At 37.4% G+C, this 18,032-nt stretch carries 15 protein-coding genes; 5 read left to right on the forward strand and 10 right to left on the reverse strand.

The annotated features are described in order from the left end of the window. Nucleotides 1-103: 103 nt before the first annotated feature. From CW752_RS05205 to CW752_RS05225, 5 genes are all read left to right on the forward strand, one after another. Nucleotides 104-1,414: a glycoside hydrolase gene (locus tag CW752_RS05205; protein ID WP_101238701.1), complete on the forward strand. Its 1,311-nt coding sequence runs from the start codon at nucleotides 104-106 to the stop codon at nucleotides 1,412-1,414. Between the two features lie 196 nt (nucleotides 1,415-1,610). Beyond that, a complete protein-coding gene (locus CW752_RS05210; protein WP_101238702.1) occupies nucleotides 1,611-2,120 on the forward strand; it encodes a hypothetical protein in 510 nt (169 codons plus the stop codon). Continuing rightward, nucleotides 2,117-2,464 carry a tRNA-binding protein gene (locus CW752_RS05215; RefSeq protein WP_101238703.1) on the forward strand — a complete coding sequence of 116 codons (348 nt, stop codon included), beginning with the start codon at nucleotides 2,117-2,119 and terminating at the stop codon, nucleotides 2,462-2,464. The genes CW752_RS05210 and CW752_RS05215 overlap by 4 nt, the downstream gene beginning before the upstream one ends. 17 nt (nucleotides 2,465-2,481) lie before the next feature. Continuing rightward, a complete protein-coding gene (locus CW752_RS05220; RefSeq protein WP_101238704.1) occupies nucleotides 2,482-3,183 on the forward strand; it encodes a 3'-5' exonuclease in 702 nt (233 codons plus the stop codon). A 3-nt stretch (nucleotides 3,184-3,186) separates the two neighbouring features. Beyond that, on the forward strand, nucleotides 3,187-3,513 hold the full coding sequence (locus tag CW752_RS05225; RefSeq protein WP_050021700.1) for an SUF system Fe-S cluster assembly protein: 327 nt from the start codon (nucleotides 3,187-3,189) through the stop codon (nucleotides 3,511-3,513). 147 nt (nucleotides 3,514-3,660) lie between these two features. Here the strand turns inward: CW752_RS05225 and CW752_RS05230 are convergent, their stop codons facing one another. The 10 genes from CW752_RS05230 to CW752_RS05275 form a co-directional block, all read right to left on the reverse strand. Then, on the reverse strand, nucleotides 3,661-4,500 hold the full coding sequence (locus CW752_RS05230) for a sulfurtransferase (RefSeq protein ID WP_101238705.1): 840 nt from the start codon (nucleotides 4,498-4,500) through the stop codon (nucleotides 3,661-3,663). 137 nt (nucleotides 4,501-4,637) lie between these two features. Then, nucleotides 4,638-5,486 (reverse strand): hydroxymethylglutaryl-CoA lyase, encoded by an 849-nt coding sequence (locus CW752_RS05235; RefSeq protein WP_101238706.1) that lies wholly within the window; start codon nucleotides 5,484-5,486, stop codon nucleotides 4,638-4,640. Between the two features lie 192 nt (nucleotides 5,487-5,678). After that, on the reverse strand, nucleotides 5,679-7,205 hold the full coding sequence (locus CW752_RS05240) for a TSUP family transporter (RefSeq protein ID WP_101238707.1): 1,527 nt from the start codon (nucleotides 7,203-7,205) through the stop codon (nucleotides 5,679-5,681). Beyond that, nucleotides 7,202-10,084 carry a TonB-dependent receptor gene (locus CW752_RS05245; protein WP_101238708.1) on the reverse strand — a complete coding sequence of 961 codons (2,883 nt, stop codon included), beginning with the start codon at nucleotides 10,082-10,084 and terminating at the stop codon, nucleotides 7,202-7,204. The genes CW752_RS05240 and CW752_RS05245 overlap by 4 nt, the downstream gene beginning before the upstream one ends. Before the next feature lie 371 nt (nucleotides 10,085-10,455). Then, nucleotides 10,456-12,141, reverse strand: coding sequence for an NADPH-dependent assimilatory sulfite reductase hemoprotein subunit (locus tag CW752_RS05250; protein ID WP_101238709.1), 1,686 nt, complete (start codon nucleotides 12,139-12,141; stop codon nucleotides 10,456-10,458). A 209-nt stretch (nucleotides 12,142-12,350) separates the two neighbouring features. Further along, nucleotides 12,351-14,063 (reverse strand): sulfite reductase flavoprotein subunit alpha, encoded by a 1,713-nt coding sequence (locus CW752_RS05255; protein WP_101238710.1) that lies wholly within the window; start codon nucleotides 14,061-14,063, stop codon nucleotides 12,351-12,353. Then, a complete protein-coding gene (cobA, locus tag CW752_RS05260) occupies nucleotides 14,053-14,898 on the reverse strand; it encodes a uroporphyrinogen-III C-methyltransferase (protein WP_101238711.1) in 846 nt (281 codons plus the stop codon). The genes CW752_RS05255 and cobA overlap by 11 nt, the downstream gene beginning before the upstream one ends. 105 nt (nucleotides 14,899-15,003) lie before the next feature. Then, nucleotides 15,004-15,915 (reverse strand): cysteine synthase A, encoded by a 912-nt coding sequence (cysK, locus tag CW752_RS05265; RefSeq protein ID WP_101238712.1) that lies wholly within the window; start codon nucleotides 15,913-15,915, stop codon nucleotides 15,004-15,006. Nucleotides 15,916-15,939: 24 nt separating this feature from the next. Continuing rightward, nucleotides 15,940-16,773, reverse strand: coding sequence for a serine O-acetyltransferase EpsC (gene epsC, locus CW752_RS05270; RefSeq protein WP_101238713.1), 834 nt, complete (start codon nucleotides 16,771-16,773; stop codon nucleotides 15,940-15,942). Between the two features lie 2 nt (nucleotides 16,774-16,775). Then, on the reverse strand, nucleotides 16,776-18,014 hold the full coding sequence (locus tag CW752_RS05275) for a sulfate adenylyltransferase subunit 1 (protein WP_101238714.1): 1,239 nt from the start codon (nucleotides 18,012-18,014) through the stop codon (nucleotides 16,776-16,778). Nucleotides 18,015-18,032 lie beyond the last annotated feature (18 nt).

Consider the following 18,032-nt stretch of genomic DNA (forward strand, 5'->3'; position numbering starts at 1 on the left):
ATTACTCAGCAGTTCTACCATTTCAATACCACATGTAATCATTTCATTTTCAAATGATTAATTTATTTCACTATATTAGCAATAATGCTTAAATTTTTCAGGAATGATCTACCTTCAAAAGAAATATATTTCCACAAGAACAGGCATACTCCTATTGATCGTAATGACCATGGCCTTTTCAACTTTAGAGGCTGTCATATTTCACAAGGATACTCTCTCTATCAAATTAAATGGCCCCTGGAAATTCAAAACAGGAGACCAACCTATATGGGCTGATCCCAATTTTGATGATTCAGCATGGGAGAATGTGGATCTTACGGCCTCACCCGATGCACACGACTCTGATGTAGGCCTTACGAGCTATACAGGAGGTTGGACCAGTAAAGGCCACCCTAAATATTCCGGCTATGCCTGGTATAGAATAAAAGTTCCTTTAGAAAAAATTAAAGGAAATAGGTTAGCTTTAACAGGTCCGCCTGCAGTAGATGATGCCTATCAATTATTTGTCAATGGAGTTTTATTGGGAAGCGCCGGAGATTTTACAACTTCAATACCGGTCGCCTATAGTATACAACCCAGAATATTCCTTTTACCGGAAAGTATAAGAAATGAAAAACAGATCATAATTGCTATCAGGGTATGGATGAGCTCGGCCACAATAGGTCAGATTCCTGATGCAGGAGGAATTCATATTGCACCGGAGCTTGGAGAAAAAAACAGTATTGAATCAAAATATAAATTTCAATGGGGACAAACCATCAAAGGCTATATTGTTGAAGTGATTGAGCCTATTTTCTTTATTTTATTGGCTTTATTGATCTTCTATCTGTATAAACCTAGCCGACAATATCAATGGTTTATTATAGCATTAATTTTATTGGCAATGGTTCGAGCTAACCAGGCTTTTTATTACTGGCTTCAGATAGAAAGCTCTCATGAAATAGATGTAGTAACTACAGTTATTCTAATGCCACTGGCATTGGGCTCATGGATTATGGCATGGAAGGATTGGTTTGCTGTCAATCGTCCTTGGATTCCTAATGTTATTTTTGGATGCACACTCATTTATATGGGTTCACAACTTTTGGCTCTTCCGTGGTTATCAGATTCAATTCCTCATTCTGCATTTCAGTCGGTATCAAAATATGTCCGATTAGTATTTGCTATCATGATGATGTTGATTATTTACTCCGGAATCCAAAAACAAGGTAAAAGAGTTTGGTTTTATTTACCTGCTGTATTGCTTGTTTCAATAGGCTTATTTGCGCAGGAATTATCTGAGCTTCATATTCAGGGAATATGGTTTCCTTATGGTGTTGGAGTATCGCGTAGTCAATATGCATATGCTGCATTTGTAGTGGTAATGTTCATATTATTGATGTATGAAAGAAAAGCTAAAAACATAAAAGGATAAAAGCCATCATTGATTTGAAAGCCTGGTAACCAAAAAACTCTATAGCATCTGTTTTATCATGTTTTACAATTAATTTTCTTCTGTAAAAAAGGCAGATGTCATAAGAAATACTGAATAGATTCCTTAACTCTTTAATCACCTAACCTTTTCTTTAATTCTCAATATTTTAATACATTTGTTATCAAACATATTCCCAATGAATTTCGAACAGGTCAATCTACACCTTGATGCGTACAAAGAACACAACCAGATTCTGGATGCGGCGAAGTATCTGATTCATTCTTTTAACCTGGAGCATGAAAACTTTGCCGGATTTGGATTCAGACAAGAGCTCTCTCCTACCTCAATGCTTCTCACTGCAGAAGGAGAATTGGGAGGTCCGCAGACGGTAATGATTCCTAGAAATTTATTTGACTTTGATCTGAATCTTGTATTAAACATGATTGCCCATGAAATGCTCCATGTAAGGCAAAAGGCTCCCGGACAGGTAATAGAAGATAAAAATGAAAGAGAGTTTCAAGCATATTATGAGATGCTTTTTCATAGAGTTTTCCCACAAATTCCGGAGGTTTCTGACTTTCATAAAAAATTCTTCGGTAGCAAAGCCCTGGAATACTATAAAAGGATGGGTGAAGGTTCAGAACTACAACAAAAATATGCAGAACAGAAAACAGAAGTAGAACGTTTAATTAACACATTACCATGACCACAAAACCAGACATAACTTGGGCAGATTTTGAAAAAATTGACATCCGATGCGGAACGATCCTTTCCGTTAATGACTTTGAAAAAGCCAGAAACCCCTCCTATCAGCTGGAAATTGATTTTGGAGATTTGGGAATCAGAAAATCATCCGCACAGATCACCTCATTGTATGAAAAGGATGAACTAGTAGGAAAACAGATTTTAGCAGTAGTTAACTTCCCTAAAAAACAGATCGCCAATTTTTTCAGTGAGTGTCTTGTTTTGGGATTATACGGAGAAGATAAAAAAGACGTTACTCTTTTAACTCCTTCATTACCCATTAAAAACGGAATGCAGGTAGGATAATAGCTAAAAAAACACATATGATACAGAACATACCATTAGAAAGAGTTTTATTTCTTGATATTGAGACCGTTCCCCAGGCTGGCTCCTGGGACGAATTATCCGAAACCGACCAACATCTCTGGGATAAAAAAACAAGATTTCAGAGAAAAGAAGAGGTTTCTGCAGAGGAGTTTTATGACAGAGCCGGCATTATGGCCGAGTTTGGAAAAATAATCTGCATCACCATCGGTATGGTTGAAAAGAATGAAACATTAAAAATAAAAAGTTTCTCCGGGCATGATGAAAAGAAAATGCTTCAGGAATTTGGAGAAATCTTCAATAGCCCGAGGCTTTATAATGTAATTCTTTGCGCCCACAACGGAAAAGAATTTGATTTCCCATGGATTGCCAGACGATACCTCATCAATGGAATGCAGCCTCCTGCTCCGTTCCAGATGTTTGGAAAAAAGCCTTGGGAGATTCCTCATATCGACACAATGGAGCTCTGGAAATTCGGGGATTATAAAAGTTTTGTATCATTGGAATTACTCGCCCATGTCTTCGGTATTCCCACTCCAAAGGACGATATTGACGGCTCAATGGTTTCATCAATCTACTACATAGAAAAAGACTTGCAGCGAATTGTTGACTATTGTGAAAAAGATGTCTTAACTTTGGCAAATATTTTCCGACGTATGCGTCAGGAAGATTTGTTGAAAAGGAATATCAATCTAGATTAAAAAATGAAATTTACAGACGATCAAATTGCTGACATTGGTGAGGAAATCATCAGCGTTCTAAAAACCGTATACGACCCCGAAATTCCGGTAGATATCTACGAACTAGGGTTGATTTATGATGTACAGATTTCCGATGATGCCGATGTAAAAATTATAATGACTCTTACTACTCCTAACTGTCCTGTTGCAGAAACTCTTCCGCAAGAGGTAAAAGATAAAGTAGGAGAAGTAGAACATGTAAAAAGTGTTGACTTAGAGCTTACCTTTGAACCGAGCTGGAATAAAGATATGATGAGTGAAGAAGCTAAGTTCGAATTAGGAATGCTTTAATAATAAGGTTAGAAGCTGGAAGAAGGAGGCTGGAAGTTAGTATTTGTTATAATTTCTAACAATTAGTTGGCAGAAATTATATTAACCACAGAGTGAATTCTTCTGTAGCCTCCAAAAACTTCCCTCTTCCGGCATCCTGCTTCCTTTCTAAATATTGTCTTTTACAATTTCTTTTCCTTCTCTTCTACTCCATTCGCTCCATGACCCAACATACAGATTAGGAATTTTCAAACCGGCATGTGCCAACGCTAAAATAGTATGGCAGGCCGTTACTCCTGAACCACAGTGAATAATCAACTTTTCAGGTCTGTTTTTTAATACGTTTTTATATTTTTCTTTTAAAACTTCAGGTCTTAAAAAATTTCCGTTTTCATCCAAATTTTCAGAAAAAGGAATATTGATTGCCCCCGGAATATGTCCCGCAACCAGGTCAATAGGTTCGGATTCCCCTCTGTATCGATAAGCATCTCTTACATCTATCACTGTTGAAGAATTCTTTTTCAACTCATTTTCAACATCTTCTAGGTTTGATATAGGAAGAGACCAGTTCTCTTTTTTAATCAATAGCGTTTTATCAAATATTTTTTCTCCTGAAGAAAAATCTACTCCATCCTTTTCTGCGGCCTGCATTCCTCCATCAAGAACCTGTACGTTTTCCAATCCAAAGGCCTTCAGCATCCACCAAGCTCTCGCAGCAGCATTTGATCCGTTTTTATCATCATAAATTACAATATGAGAATCTTCAGATATTCCAAGTTTTGAAAGAGTCTCTGCAAATTTTTCTATCCCCGGAAGTGGGTGTCTTCCTCCAAAAGCGGCATCTTCTCCTATATCTGCCAAATCTTTATCCAGATCAATAAATCGGGCTCCTTTGATGTGCTTATCAAGATAGTTTTGATAAACATCTTTTCCCGTTCTTGCGTCGAGAATGATCAGGCTTTCTGAAGAAAGTGTTTTTAATTCGGATGGTGAGATGATTGGAGACATTTTGTTTATTTTTTAGGATTGAATTCAATTAGGTTTTGGCTAAAGCCAATAAATTCCGGGTATAATAAAGCGGGCTAAAGCCCGCTTCTATTTATGTTTTAATTTTGCACAAATCACAATGATTTCGCAGATTTATTTTAAAAATGAAAAATATCTTTTGCCTTATTATATGAACTTTCAAAGTTGAGTAAATTCAATTTATGATCTGCTTTTTCAACGCTCATAAAGTTGATCACCTGCTCCGTAGGCATATTTCCGACAAGGTCATCCTTCGCCATCGGACATCCGCCGATTCCTTTAATCGCACTATCAAATCTTCTGCAGCCTTTATCATAAGCTGCTTTCAGTTTTGAATAAGAATCTTCATAACGGTTGTGGAAGTGTCCTCCGAAATTGATTTCAGGATATTTTGAAGGAATTTTTTCAAATAAAAGAGCAATGGTTTCCGGAGTAGCAACGCCCGTCGTATCCGAGAGCAAAATATCTTTTACCCCGATTTCTGAAAATCTTTGAGCCCACTGATCTACATCCTCCCATTTCCACATTTCGCCATAAGGGTTTCCAAAAGCCATTGAAAAGTAAATATTCAATTGTTTTCCTTCGCTTTTTACCAGTTCCAGCATTTTGATAATTTCATCGAAAGCTTCTTCCTGGCTTTTGTTGGTATTTCTATGCTGAAAAGTTTCAGAAATAGAAAAGGGAAAACCAAGAATATCTACCGACTGGTGCTTCAGAGCTTTTTCTGCACCTCTGTAGTTCCCGATAATTGCAGAAACTTTGGTATTGGAGCGGGATTTATCAATATTTTCTGCCACCTCATCAGAATCAGCCATCTGAGGAATTGCTTTTGGAGAAACAAAACTCAGACAGTCCAATACATCAAAACCAACATCCATTAAAGAGTTGATATAATCTATTTTTTTATCGGTAGGGATAAACTCTCCCCATCCCTGCATGGCATCTCTAGGACATTCGGTAAGAAACATTTTTACTTTTTGATTTTCTCAAATATAATAAAACTAAATAATTTGGTATCCGGCACATACAAATCTATCATTATTTTGATTTTCAATCCATTATATCTGATTTAAAATTTCAATCATCAATATTCATATCCGCAGAATTAGTTCCAGAGGTCTAATAAAACGATTCTACCTGATTATTGGCTATAAGAATGTTTAGAATAAAGCTTTTACAATAGATATAAGACTCATCACAATGACGACTACACCTACTACTACAAACATTTTTTTGGCAGGAAGCCTGGAAGTAAGCATTGCTGAAAAAGGAGCGGTAAATACTCCTCCTAAAAGAAGTCCTAAAACAATATTCCAATGATGGATTCCTATGGTAAAAATAAAAGTGACTGCGCTTACCACTGTGAGTAAAAATTTTGCCATTGTTGAACTTCCTACCACATATCTTGGTGTTCTTCCTTCTTTAATTAAAGTTCCGGTTACCAATGGTCCCCATCCACCACCTGCAAAAGAATCAATAAATCCACCTGCAAGCCCCAGGATTCTAAGATTTGTTCTTTTATGTCGTCTGGAAGTACTCCCTTTTTTCCCTTTTTCCTTGAAAGCGTTTCTGAGAATATTAATCCCCAGGTATAGGGTATAGCAGGCAATCACAGGTTTCACAATATGAGCATAATATTCTCCGAAATGCGACAGTGTAAAAGCACCGATAAGAGCTCCCAAAGCGGCCACAGGAAATAAAACCCATACCATCTTTTTATTGACATTTCCTATTTTATAATGGCTGATACTTCCAGCCGCAGAGGTAAATGATTCCGCAGAGTGAATACTTGCACTGATGACCGGAGGAGGTACATTGAGCAACATTAATATCGTCGTACAGATCACTCCATATCCCATTCCCATGGATCCGGCAACAACTTCAGCAAGGAATCCGGCCAGCAACATCCAGTAGAATATATATCCATCCTTGTTAAGAAAAGCCTGTAGATCTTCTGACAGGTTAAATTGATAGATAATTAATGCTAAAATAGCCACAAGAATGAAAACACCAATGATTCCCAAATAGATATTAGCCCGTCTCTGTACGCTTTTGGTAATACTGATCAACTTTTCCATCTCCAGTTTTGCTTTATGATCCGTGCTGTCTTTCTCATCCAGATATTGCGTTGTCAGTCTGTTCAGTTCTTTGACTTTATGATTAAAGTTTCCATGCAGCTGATTTCTGATATTCTGCATATTATCTAACAGTCCATTCATTTCTTCATCAGGAATAGTTTCTGTTAAAATTTCCCGTAGTCTTTTCGCTATGGTCGGAGATTTTCCATTGGTGGAAATAGCAATTTTAAGATTTCCTTTGCTTACAATAGATCCCAGGTAAAAATCACACAAACCAGGTTTGTCTGCTATATTCACAAGCAGGTTATATTGATGGGCATCGTTTCGAATCTGTTCTGCCAGTTCAATATCATTCACTGCTGCAATAACGAGGTGTATTCTTTCGAAATCATGGTCTACATATGATCTTTCATGAAGTTCCAGATGAGGAAGCTGTTGGGATAAGATTTTAATTTCATCGCTAATTTCTTTGCCTACCAATTTGATTCTGGTTTCCGGAGCATTGGTCAAAACTGACTGAAGTTTTTCCAGAGCAATATTGCCTCCACCAATAATCAGTAGAGACATTTCTTCCAGTTTTAAAAATATGGGATATAAAGTATTACTCATTTTACCTGAAGTTTTAAGTCATATGTAAATGCTAAATAGTATAATCCTCCAATTTCAGGGCCTGCAGCATATTGAAAGTAACGACGGTTGAGCAAATTCGTTGCACCGATTTTTACATTCACATTGATTTCAGGAATTCTCCAGGTAGCCTGTGCATCAATCGTGTAATAGGCCGGAATTTCTCCAGATGCCAACGGACTTTCCCACTGAAATCTATTTTGCCACCTTGCAGCCACTGTAAACCCAATATTTTTCACAATTTCCCTGTTTCCAACACTTATGTTTACAGCCCATTTGGGAGTATTGAACGCTGTAATAAAAAGATCGGAAGTATTGGAAGAAACAAGGTCATTATAAGATACATTCGCATTGATATTATAGTTCTTCACGATATTATATCGAACTCCTAACGATGTTCCTAAACTTTTATAAACACTACTGCTATTGGTATATACTCTATATCGATCCTGCTTGCTTCGGTCCAGCATATCTAAAACGGCATTATCACTGCCAATCTTTCCACTCCTGGGAACGGCTACTTCAACCTGTCCTAGGAAGCCTTCGTAAATATTATAGTAGAAATCCCAATCAATCACCAGTTTTCCGTTAAACAATAATGATTTGTAACCCACTTCAAAAGAATTCACTTTTTCAGGCTGTAATTTTTGCAGGTTTGCAGCTACCAAAAGGTTTTTATTCTTCAATGCAGCCTGGTTCTGACTTCCTCCGGCATCTACCTCCTTATTGACAGCTGATGTAAACTGATCGATGGATGCCAATGTGTAAGAGTTTTCAAGATATCCCAAACCCTCATTTGCCTTTTCAAGCCCTCCTACTCTTCTCACGTTACCATTATTTACAAAAGATAACGCCTCAAATAAAGAAGGAAAACGGTATCCGTTTTGAAAAGAAAATCTGAAATTATGTTGATTTACAGGAGAATAAACAACACTTACTCTGGGATTGAATTTTGTATCAAACTCCGGATTTCTGTCTGCCCGGAGAGCCAGATTCAGTTTTAATTTATCATCAAAGAAAAGCTTGGTAAGCTGAATAAATGCACCATATTTCTGGTAGATTACATTTTTCCCGAATGTACCATCAGCCAAAGGAATATTTCTCTCGTTAACAGGTCTTGTAAAATCTACAAAATTATTCCCGTCCGGAGTAATGCTGTACAAACGGTAATCTGCTCCTGCCAACAAACTGAATACCTTCACCAATCTTGTAAAATCATAAGTAATCTCTCCCTGATAAAAATGGGACTTTTGTTCAAGCTTAGCCCCTCCGGTCGCGGGAGCACCTACAATTCCTGCATTGGCGGAATCCCAATTATTAATTCCAATGATGGTATTTTTCAATTGTTCAAAAGCTGCTGTTCCGGGAACAACACGATTTTTATCCGCTGCCTGGCGAGCCAGTATCATAGCATCATTCAGATTACCCCCTTCATTAAGCCTGTCTTGTAGAGCATTTTGAAAAATATTCTTCCAATTGCCATTAGAAAGATTGGTCAGATCAAGATTATCAGCCAAAGGTTTAAGGTTGTAAGAATCCCCCGTATTTTCTATCGACATATAAGCTCTGAACGTAAGTTCTTTTCCTGTAAGTTCTACTTTATGATTCTGAACGGTTGCGTTCTGAAGGCGGATCTTATTTCCTCTCTGGAAAGTTCCGTCCAACAATCCGTAACGATACACATAGGAAGCCTTCCATTGATCTCCAAAGCGGTAATACAATCCTGCATCAAACTTAATATTCTTTACTTCAGGGCTTACAAGATCTTTTTCATAATATCCTGTTCTTGACACATTGAATGTGGTTGGCTTTCCGTTATAATTTACTTTTACTGTTGTACGGTTGTTTCTCTCATCTCCATATTTGTTCCAAAGATCTTCAGCAGGATTATTAGCGAGGGGAAACTGAGGATTGCCCGTAATTAAATAATTAGGATTTTGGTCGGTATGATTATCTGAAATCCAGTCTACTCCGCTCAGATAAGAGGCATTTACTTTTACGGCCCAGTTTTTATTCAGGACTTTGGCTATTCTTATAGCGCTTTCTCCTAAAGGTGCCGTGGTATGATTGATATGATCCACATGGTTTACTCCCCCTTTGAAATAAAGGCTTATCCCTTCTGAGGTAAAAGGATCTTTGGTCTGAAGACTGGCCAGCCCATTCACTGCATTCATTCCGTAAAGAGCTGAAGCTGCTCCGGGAGTAATTTCCATGGATTGAATATCAAGTTCTGTAGGACCAATAGCATTTCCCAATGGAACTCCCAATGTTGCAGATTGTACATCCACCCCATCCACCAACTGCATAAACCGAAAGTTATTCGGAGAGTTGAATCCTCTTGAGTTGGGAACTTTTAAAGTAAGGCTTGACGTTAAAAGCTGTAGCCCCTTGACATTTTCCAGTGTTTCATAAAATGATGCAGCAGGACTTTCACGGATGGTTTTAATATCAATTTTCTCGATGGCAACAGGGGACCTCAACACTTTTTCGGGAACACGGGAGGCTGAAATAACCACTTCATTGATAATGGTATTCTGAGGGTTTAATTCTACCGCAATCTTGTTGGATAATGAAAGGATTTCAAAATTCTGAGTTGTAAACCCTTCTTTTGAAATCACAATTCTAAAGGGAATTTTCACTCTTGTTCTTAAATTGAAATTCCCTTCCTGATCTGTAATCGTTATATCTTCAGTATTTTCTGCTTTGATATAAGTTCCGGCAATTCCTTTATGAGAATCAGTATTTTTAATAGTTCCGGTTACTTCAATAAGTTGTTGTGCCTGAATAAAACCGGTCAGTAAAAATGTAAATAGAATGAAATGTATTTTCTTTTGGATATATTCATGGGATTTATGTTTCATGGAGCTATATTTTAGGATTAATTAAATGGTTATGTGATCATTAAAGACAACACATACACATTCGTTTCCCTAAAACAGACGGAGATTGATTTTTAATTTTCTGCCTTCGATGAAAAATTGGGGTCATATAATAATATTTTCAGTTTGTACATTTATTAAAAAACACTGTTAATCAAATAATTAAATCATAAAAGCTTTTATTTTAAAAACACTTTAGTTCACTTAAGTAAGTTTAAAAATATACGGTATAAGAAGTTCACATAAGATTAAAGGCTTTGATTTTCAAAAACTTTACTGATCTTAACAAGCATTTAATTGTTACTTAAAATCACCAATGGTTCCGAATCTTTTGTAATTTTTGTGATTGAAATTTATTTTGAAAATGATTTCTCTGGAGTTAAATAACGGTGTGTAAAGTCTCCGAATGTTTCATCAGGAAGTTTTCCTTCTACATATATTTTGAAAAGCTCATCAAGGTTTTCCAGAATTTCGTCTTCCGTTAAGTTTTCTTTGTATTTAGCATTAAGGCGCATTCCCAGCCTGTCGCCACCGATATGAAGATTATATTTTCCATATGCTGTTCCTATCAGTCCGATTTCTGCATTAGGTGATCTTCCGCAACCATTGGGGCACCCTGTCATACGAATGGTAATATCATCATTCTGAAGTCCATATTTTTCGAGAATGGGTTCTATTTTTGTTACTAAATCAGGCAGGTAACGCTGAGCTTCTGCTAAAGCCAGAGAACAAGTATTTAAAGCAACACAAGCCACCGAATTTTTACGCATTGCTCCTGCATTTTCGGTATAATCAGCAATACCATATTCCGTAAGAAGTTTTTTAATTTCAGCTTTATCATTTTCTGTAATATCAGAAAGGATTAAGTTCTGGTTACAGGTAAACCTAAAATTTACTTTTCCGGTTTCTGCAATTTTCAACAGTCCTGTTTTTAAAGGGTATCCTTCTATATCGAGAATTCTTCCGTGTTCTACAAATACTGTATAAAACCATTTCCCTTCATGATTTTGTACCCATCCGTAACGATCTTTTCTTTGGGTAAATATAAATTCACGGGCAGGCTCAAACTGAAAACCGGTTCTTTTTTCAACTTCTTTTCTGTACCCCTCAATACCCAGTTTATCAATGGTATATTTTAGTCTCGACAATTTTCTGTCACTTCTGTTTCCAAAGTCTCTCTGTACCGTAATAATCTCATAAACCGCTTTCAATACTTTTTCTTCCGAATCCACAAATCCTAAAAGTGAAGCCAAACGGGCATAAGTAGCTTCATTTCCGTGAGTAGCACCAAGTCCTCCCCCGGCAGCAATATTGTACCCTACCAATTGATCGTTTTCAATGACAGCAATAAGAGCAATATCGTTGATAAAAACATCTACATCATTATTGGGTGGAACAGCAATTCCGATTTTTAGTTTTCTTGGCAGGTATCTATCCTGATACAAGGGATCTTCTTCGGCTTTTCTTTCAATCGCCAGCTCATCATCGATCCATAAATCATAGTAAGCTTTGGTTTTTGGTAAGCACATTTCGCTTATTTTTCCTGCTAATTCATAGACCTTCTGATGCAATGGGGATTCGGAAGGGTTAGATGTACAGGTAACATTTCTGTTGACGTCCCCACACGCAGCAATTGAATCAAGGTGCTGCAGATTAAACTGCTGAATAGTTGGCTTAATATGTGATTTTAAAATCCCATGCAGTTGGATTGTCTGCCGGGTAGTCACTTTAATAACTCCGGTAGAATGTTTTCCTGCAATATCGTTAAGACCTATCCATTGATCTGCAGTTAGGAATCCTCCAGGCAGCCTTAGCCTGATCATAAAAGAATACAGCCATTCCAGTTTCTTGCCAATTCTTTCTTCACGTCTGTCTCTGTCGTCCTGTTGGTACATTCCGTGAAACTTGATGAGGTTCTGATCATCTTCTCTGATGGCTCCGGTAAAGTCATCTAAAAGGCTTTCCTTCAAAGTCCCTCTTAGTCCGTTACTTTCTGTTTTGATTCTTTCTACCGGGGAAAGATTATTTTTCTGAGTCATGTTTTATTTTATGATTGTTGTGAATTCGGTCTGTGTAATTGTTGAACATAAAACTTTTAATCATTAAGAATTTTAAGTGATATGTTATTTATTTGCACGCAGATTAAGGAGATTTCGCAGATGTTTATGAAAATCTGCTTGATTTGCGAAATCTGCGAGATAAAAAATCAAAATTCTACTCTTTATTTCACACAAAAATTCATTTATGATTAATACACATCTTTATGATATCTCCCGTTAAGCTCCAAATCTTCGAGATAAACACGGGCTTCATCCGGGCTTTGTTTACCTTCATTCTGAATAATTTCCAGAAGGGTATTTTCAACATCTTTACTCATCGGATCTTTGGTTCCGCATACATATAAAGAAGCTCCGCTTTCCAGCCATTGATAGACTTCCTGAGCCTTTTGCTGTAGCTTATGTTGTACGTATACTTTTTCAGCTGTATCTCTTGAGAATGCCAAGTCTAAGTGAGTCAAAGTCCCTGTTTTAAGGAAGTCCTGTAACTCAGCCTGATAGAGGAAATCTGAAACAAAATTTCGATCTCCAAAAAACAACCAGTTTCTTCCTTCGGCACCGAGAGCATCTCTTTCCCACAAAAAAGATCTGAAAGGTGCAATTCCTGTTCCCGGTCCAATCATAATCAGGTCCTTATCCGCATTGGGGAGATTAAAATGTCTGGCTTCCTGAATATAGAATTCCAGGTCTTCTCCTTCATTGAATCCTGCCAGAAAACCACTGCATAGCCCATCCTGCTTTTTATCATCGATAAAAAATTCAGATCTGGCCACGGTAATATGGATTTCAGTATCTCCATGGGCTTCGGGAGAGGAAGAAATTGAATATAGACGAGGTGACTGCCCTGTCAAAATAAAAATTACCTGTTCAAACTCTTCAGCATTTTTCACAGGGTAAATACGCAGAAGATCAAGAAGCCCTAAACGAACCTCCGGGATACTGTGGCCTGTAATTTCTGCATAATGAGCAACTGTTGTTTTAAGCAGATAGCTTATATTAAGATGTTTAAGTAACAACTCTTCTACGCTTGCTGTAACTTTTGTTGTCTCAATCTGTTTTTTAGGATTAATTCCCGTTAAACTGATGATTTCATCTACAACAGATTTTGAATTAAAGGCAACAACCCCTAATGCAGCTCCCGGACTGTATATAATAGGTTCTTCTGTTTCTATTTCTATATGGTAAGTCTCTTTTTCTGAGCTGATATCATTGAGGTTAATGATGGAAGAGATTTTTCCCTGATACTTTTTTCTTCCTGTAGAAACTTTAGGTGTTGAAATACTTTTGCTGCTGCTTTCTGCTGTTTTGTTTACCACATCCAGAATATGCCCGGCCCAGTTTTCTGCATCCTGTTCATAATCTACATCACACTTTTTCAATGGGATTATACGCTGCGCTCCCATTACTTCGAGACGGGAATCCACATCTTCTCCGGTTTTGCAAAACAGTGGATAACTACTGTCTCCTAGTGCAAGGACTCCAAATTTCAGTGCATTAAGATTCAGGTCATTTTCATGAATATGATCATAAAACTTTTTCACAAGAATCGGAGGCTCTCCTTCTCCCTGCGTACTGATAATAATAAAAAAGAAGTCTTCTTTAACGAGATCTTTAGGTTTATACTGAGATAAATCTGCCAGCTTTACCTGAGTTCCTTTTTTCTTAATCATTCCGGCCAGCTCTACCGCCAACTTTTTACTATTTCCGGTTTCGGTTCCATAAGCAAGGGTAATTTTTTTTGCAGAAACTGAATAAACAGGAACAGATTGTAATATTGAGGGTTCTGCTACACTCGTTGATAACCCTGCAAGTCCGGCAAGGAAACCACTGGCCCAGACAGCTTCATCTCTTGAGAAGCTACTGGATATTTCTTTAAGTACATTTAATTTATTTTCAGACAGCATATTCAAATAAATTAGGGGTTTTAGGTAAAATACTTCCGTTGGTCACCGATTTAAAATACAAGCCTTCTTCTTGATCTGTCGGCAACCAGGAAAATTCTTCATGCAAATTGACTACCTTACCAACAACAACCAGAGAAGGAGATACAAATGTTTTATTTCCTAAATTCTTATGAAAATCTTCTAAGAATGAAGTATAGACCTTTTGGTAAGGTGTTGTAGCCTGTTCAATAACAGCTATTTTCTTACCTTCCATGATTCCAAATTCCAGAAATTTTTCTACTAAAGCATTCAGGTTTCCTTTGGACATGTAAAAAACAAGGGTATCATCTGTGTTCCCTAATTCTTTCCAATAAGTATCGCTAAGAATTTCACTTTTGTAATACGTTAGAAAACGTACTGATGTTGCATAATCTCTTGCCGTCAAAGGGATTCCTGCATAGGCTGCGGCTCCCAAAGCAGCTGTAATTCCGGGAATAATTTCATATGAAATATTATGTTGCTTCAGAATCCTTAATTCATCAAGGACATTGGAAAAAATGGAAACATCTCCTCCTTTCAATCTCACTACCGATTTTCCCTGTTCTGCATATTCTACCATTAGAGTGTTGATTAAAGATTGTGGTGTAGAAGCGTTTTTACTGCACTCTTTACCTACATATATCACTTCTGTTTTTTTATGAACATAGTGATCTATAATGCCAGGACTTACCAACCTGTCACACAAAATAACATCAGCGGAAGCAATGGCTTTTACAGCCTTCACTGTGATCAAATCAGGGTCACCAGGCCCTGCACCCACCAGGAAAACCTGTGGTGTATAAGTATGTATATTCATATGGAGATTTTTATTGTTTTTTAAAGGCCATATGGAATCGCGTCATTTTCATTGGGCTTTTTGTGTGTAAATCATGGCGATTTCATGATATGTTATTAAATTAGGTTAGAAAAGGCCTTCGACAGACAGGTATCTTTCGCCTGTATCGTAGTTGATAGTCAATATTTTAGAGCCGGGAGGAATTTCCGGAAGTTTCTGAGCTACTGCAGCAAGAGCGGCTCCTGTAGAAATCCCTACAAACAGGCCTTCTTTTTTAGCTGCATTCTGAGTATAAGTGAAAGCATCTTCTTTTCCAATTTTAATGATTCCATCCAGAATATCAGTATCCAATATAGAAGGAATAAATCCTGCTCCCAAGCCCTGTAAAGGATGTGGCGCCGGTGCTCCTCCGCTCAATACGGGAGATAATTCCGGTTCTACAGCAATTACTTTAATGTTGGGAAGTTTTTCTTTCAAAACTTTTGCGATTCCGGTGATATGTCCACCTGTTCCAACTCCTGTGATAAGATAATCTAATCCTTCAGGAAAGTCTTTTAAAATTTCCTGAGCAGTAGTTTCAGTGTGAGCCTTAACATTGGCAGGATTATCAAACTGTCTCGGAATCCATGAATTGGGTGTCTCTTTTGCCAGTTCTTCTGCTTTTTCAATGGCTCCTTTCATTCCTTTTTCTCTGGGTGTCAACACAAATTCTGCTCCGTATGATTCCATAATTTTACGGCGTTCCAAACTCATACTTTCCGGCATCACCAGAATCAGTTTATAATTTTTTACGGCAGCAACTAATGCCAGTCCTATTCCTGTATTTCCACTGGTAGGTTCTATAATGACACTATCTTTATTTAACAAGCCTTTTGCTTCAGCATCTTCTATCATTGATAGGGCTATCCTGTCCTTAATGCTTCCTCCCGGATTGTTTTTTTCCAGTTTAATCCAAACTTCATGATCGGCTCCGAAAAGTTTGTTGATTCTGACTACCGGCGTATTGCCAATGGCTTCTAATGTGTTTTGGAACTTCATATCTATTCAATTTATGTTGTTTTTTTATATTACAAATGTTAAAGATTCAGGAAGAGGTCCGTTATCTTTTATTTTTATTTCACTTTTATTGTAGACCAAAGAATTAGCGGGTACATTTTGGGTGATCCACACATTTCCTCCAATAATACTGTCCTTACCTACCGTAGTATTACCTCCCAAAATGGTAGCCCCTGAGTAAATGATGACATTATCTTCAATATTGGGATGTCTTTTTTTATTGGCAAAATCCTTGGAAACATTCAGTGCTCCCAATGTAACTCCCTGATAAATTTTAACATGATCTCCGATTATTGTTGTTTCTCCGATTACGATTCCTGTTCCGTGATCTATGAAAAAGTGTTTTCCTATCTCTGCTCCCGGATGAATATCTATCCCTGTTTTACTATGGGCATATTCAGAAATAATACGTGGTAGTGTTTTGATTCCCTGCCCCCAAAGCTGGTGAGAAATCCGGTATACATAGGTCGCAAAAAAACCGGGATAAGAAAGCAATATTTCTTCCAGGGATTCTGTCGCAGGATCAAATTCCAGAATAGACTCGGCATCTAAGATGAGCGTATTGTAAATGTTTGGCAAAGCATCAAAAAAAGTCTCTATTTGCTCTCTAGCAAAATTTTCATCATCATTGAGTACATTTAAAATAAGATCAAAAAGAACTTTATCTAATTTTTCGAAATCATTCTGCAACTGCTCTTCAGTATCAACACGTTGTGGAAGAAATAGAGCATTGTACAACCCTATTACAAAAGCTTCCAACTTGTTTTTTTCAAAAAAACCATGAGAATTCACCTTCTTATTTTGAAGGATATTTCCTATAAAATCTACTGAAACAGACATTTCTATTGAATTATAATGGCTGCAACAGTTGCATTGGATGTTTCATCCACCAAAATTGCAGATCCTGTTGTTTTATTGCTGATAAAATTATCAAACACCAAAGGCTGTGCTGTCCTGATTCTGACTTTTGCAATTTCATTAAGCTTCACTTCTCCCTGGGTATCTTCTTGCTCCAGGGTATTGACATCAATCTTATAATCGATTTCTTTGACCACTGCTTTCAATAATCTGCTATGATGCTGTATCAAATATTTATTCCCCGGCTGAAGCGCCTTCTCATCCACCCAACATAATAATCCTTCCCATTCTTTTTCCACTTGAGGAAGTGCCTCAGGAGTTGTAAAGAAATCTCCTCTGCTGATATCAATATCATTTTCTACCCTTATAATTACAGGTTGCCCGTCAAAAGCATTTTCCACTTCTTTTCCATCGATTTCAATGGAAGAAATTTTTGTAGTGATTCCTGCGGGAAGTATATGGACTTGATCTCCTTTCTGAAAGCTTCCGCTTAAAACCTGTCCCGCATATCCTCTATAATCATGCAGTTCCTCGGTTTGCGGACGAATAACATACTGAACCTGAAAGCGGTTTCCTTTATTCTGTTCCTGATCGATATTCACTTCTTCCAGATATTCAAGAAGAGGTCTTCCCTCATACCAATCTGTATTGGAAGACAGTGAGACAATATTATCCCCGTTAAATGCTGAGATTGGGAAATAAGTAACATCCTTCAGACCAAGGCTTTTAGCAATATGGGAGTACTCTGCTTTAATGTTTTCAAAAATATCTTTTGAATAATCCACCATATCCATCTTATTAATGGCTACCACCACCTTTTTCAATTGTAAAAGTGATGCGATGATTGAGTGTCTTCTTGTCTGTTCAATGACTCCTTTTCTGGCATCAATCAAAATGACCATCAAGTCAGAGTTAGAAGCTCCGGTAACCATGTTACGGGTGTACTGGACATGCCCCGGAGCATCTGCAATAATAAATTTTCTTTTGGCTGTAGAGAAATATCTGTACGCAACATCAATCGTAATCCCCTGCTCTCTTTCCGCTCTTAATCCGTCTGTTAGAAGAGCAAGGTCTACTCCGTCCTCATTTTTGTTTTTAGAATGTTTTTCAAGGACTTCCAGCTGATCCTGTAAAATACTTTTGCTATCGTAAAGCAGTCTTCCGATAAGGGTACTTTTACCGTCATCCACACTTCCTGCTGTTATAAATCTTAATATATCCACGTTCTTTAGTTATAAATT

It is taken from the genome of Chryseobacterium sp. PMSZPI, from assembly GCF_002835665.1.
GTDB lineage: Bacteria > Bacteroidota > Bacteroidia > Flavobacteriales > Weeksellaceae > Chryseobacterium.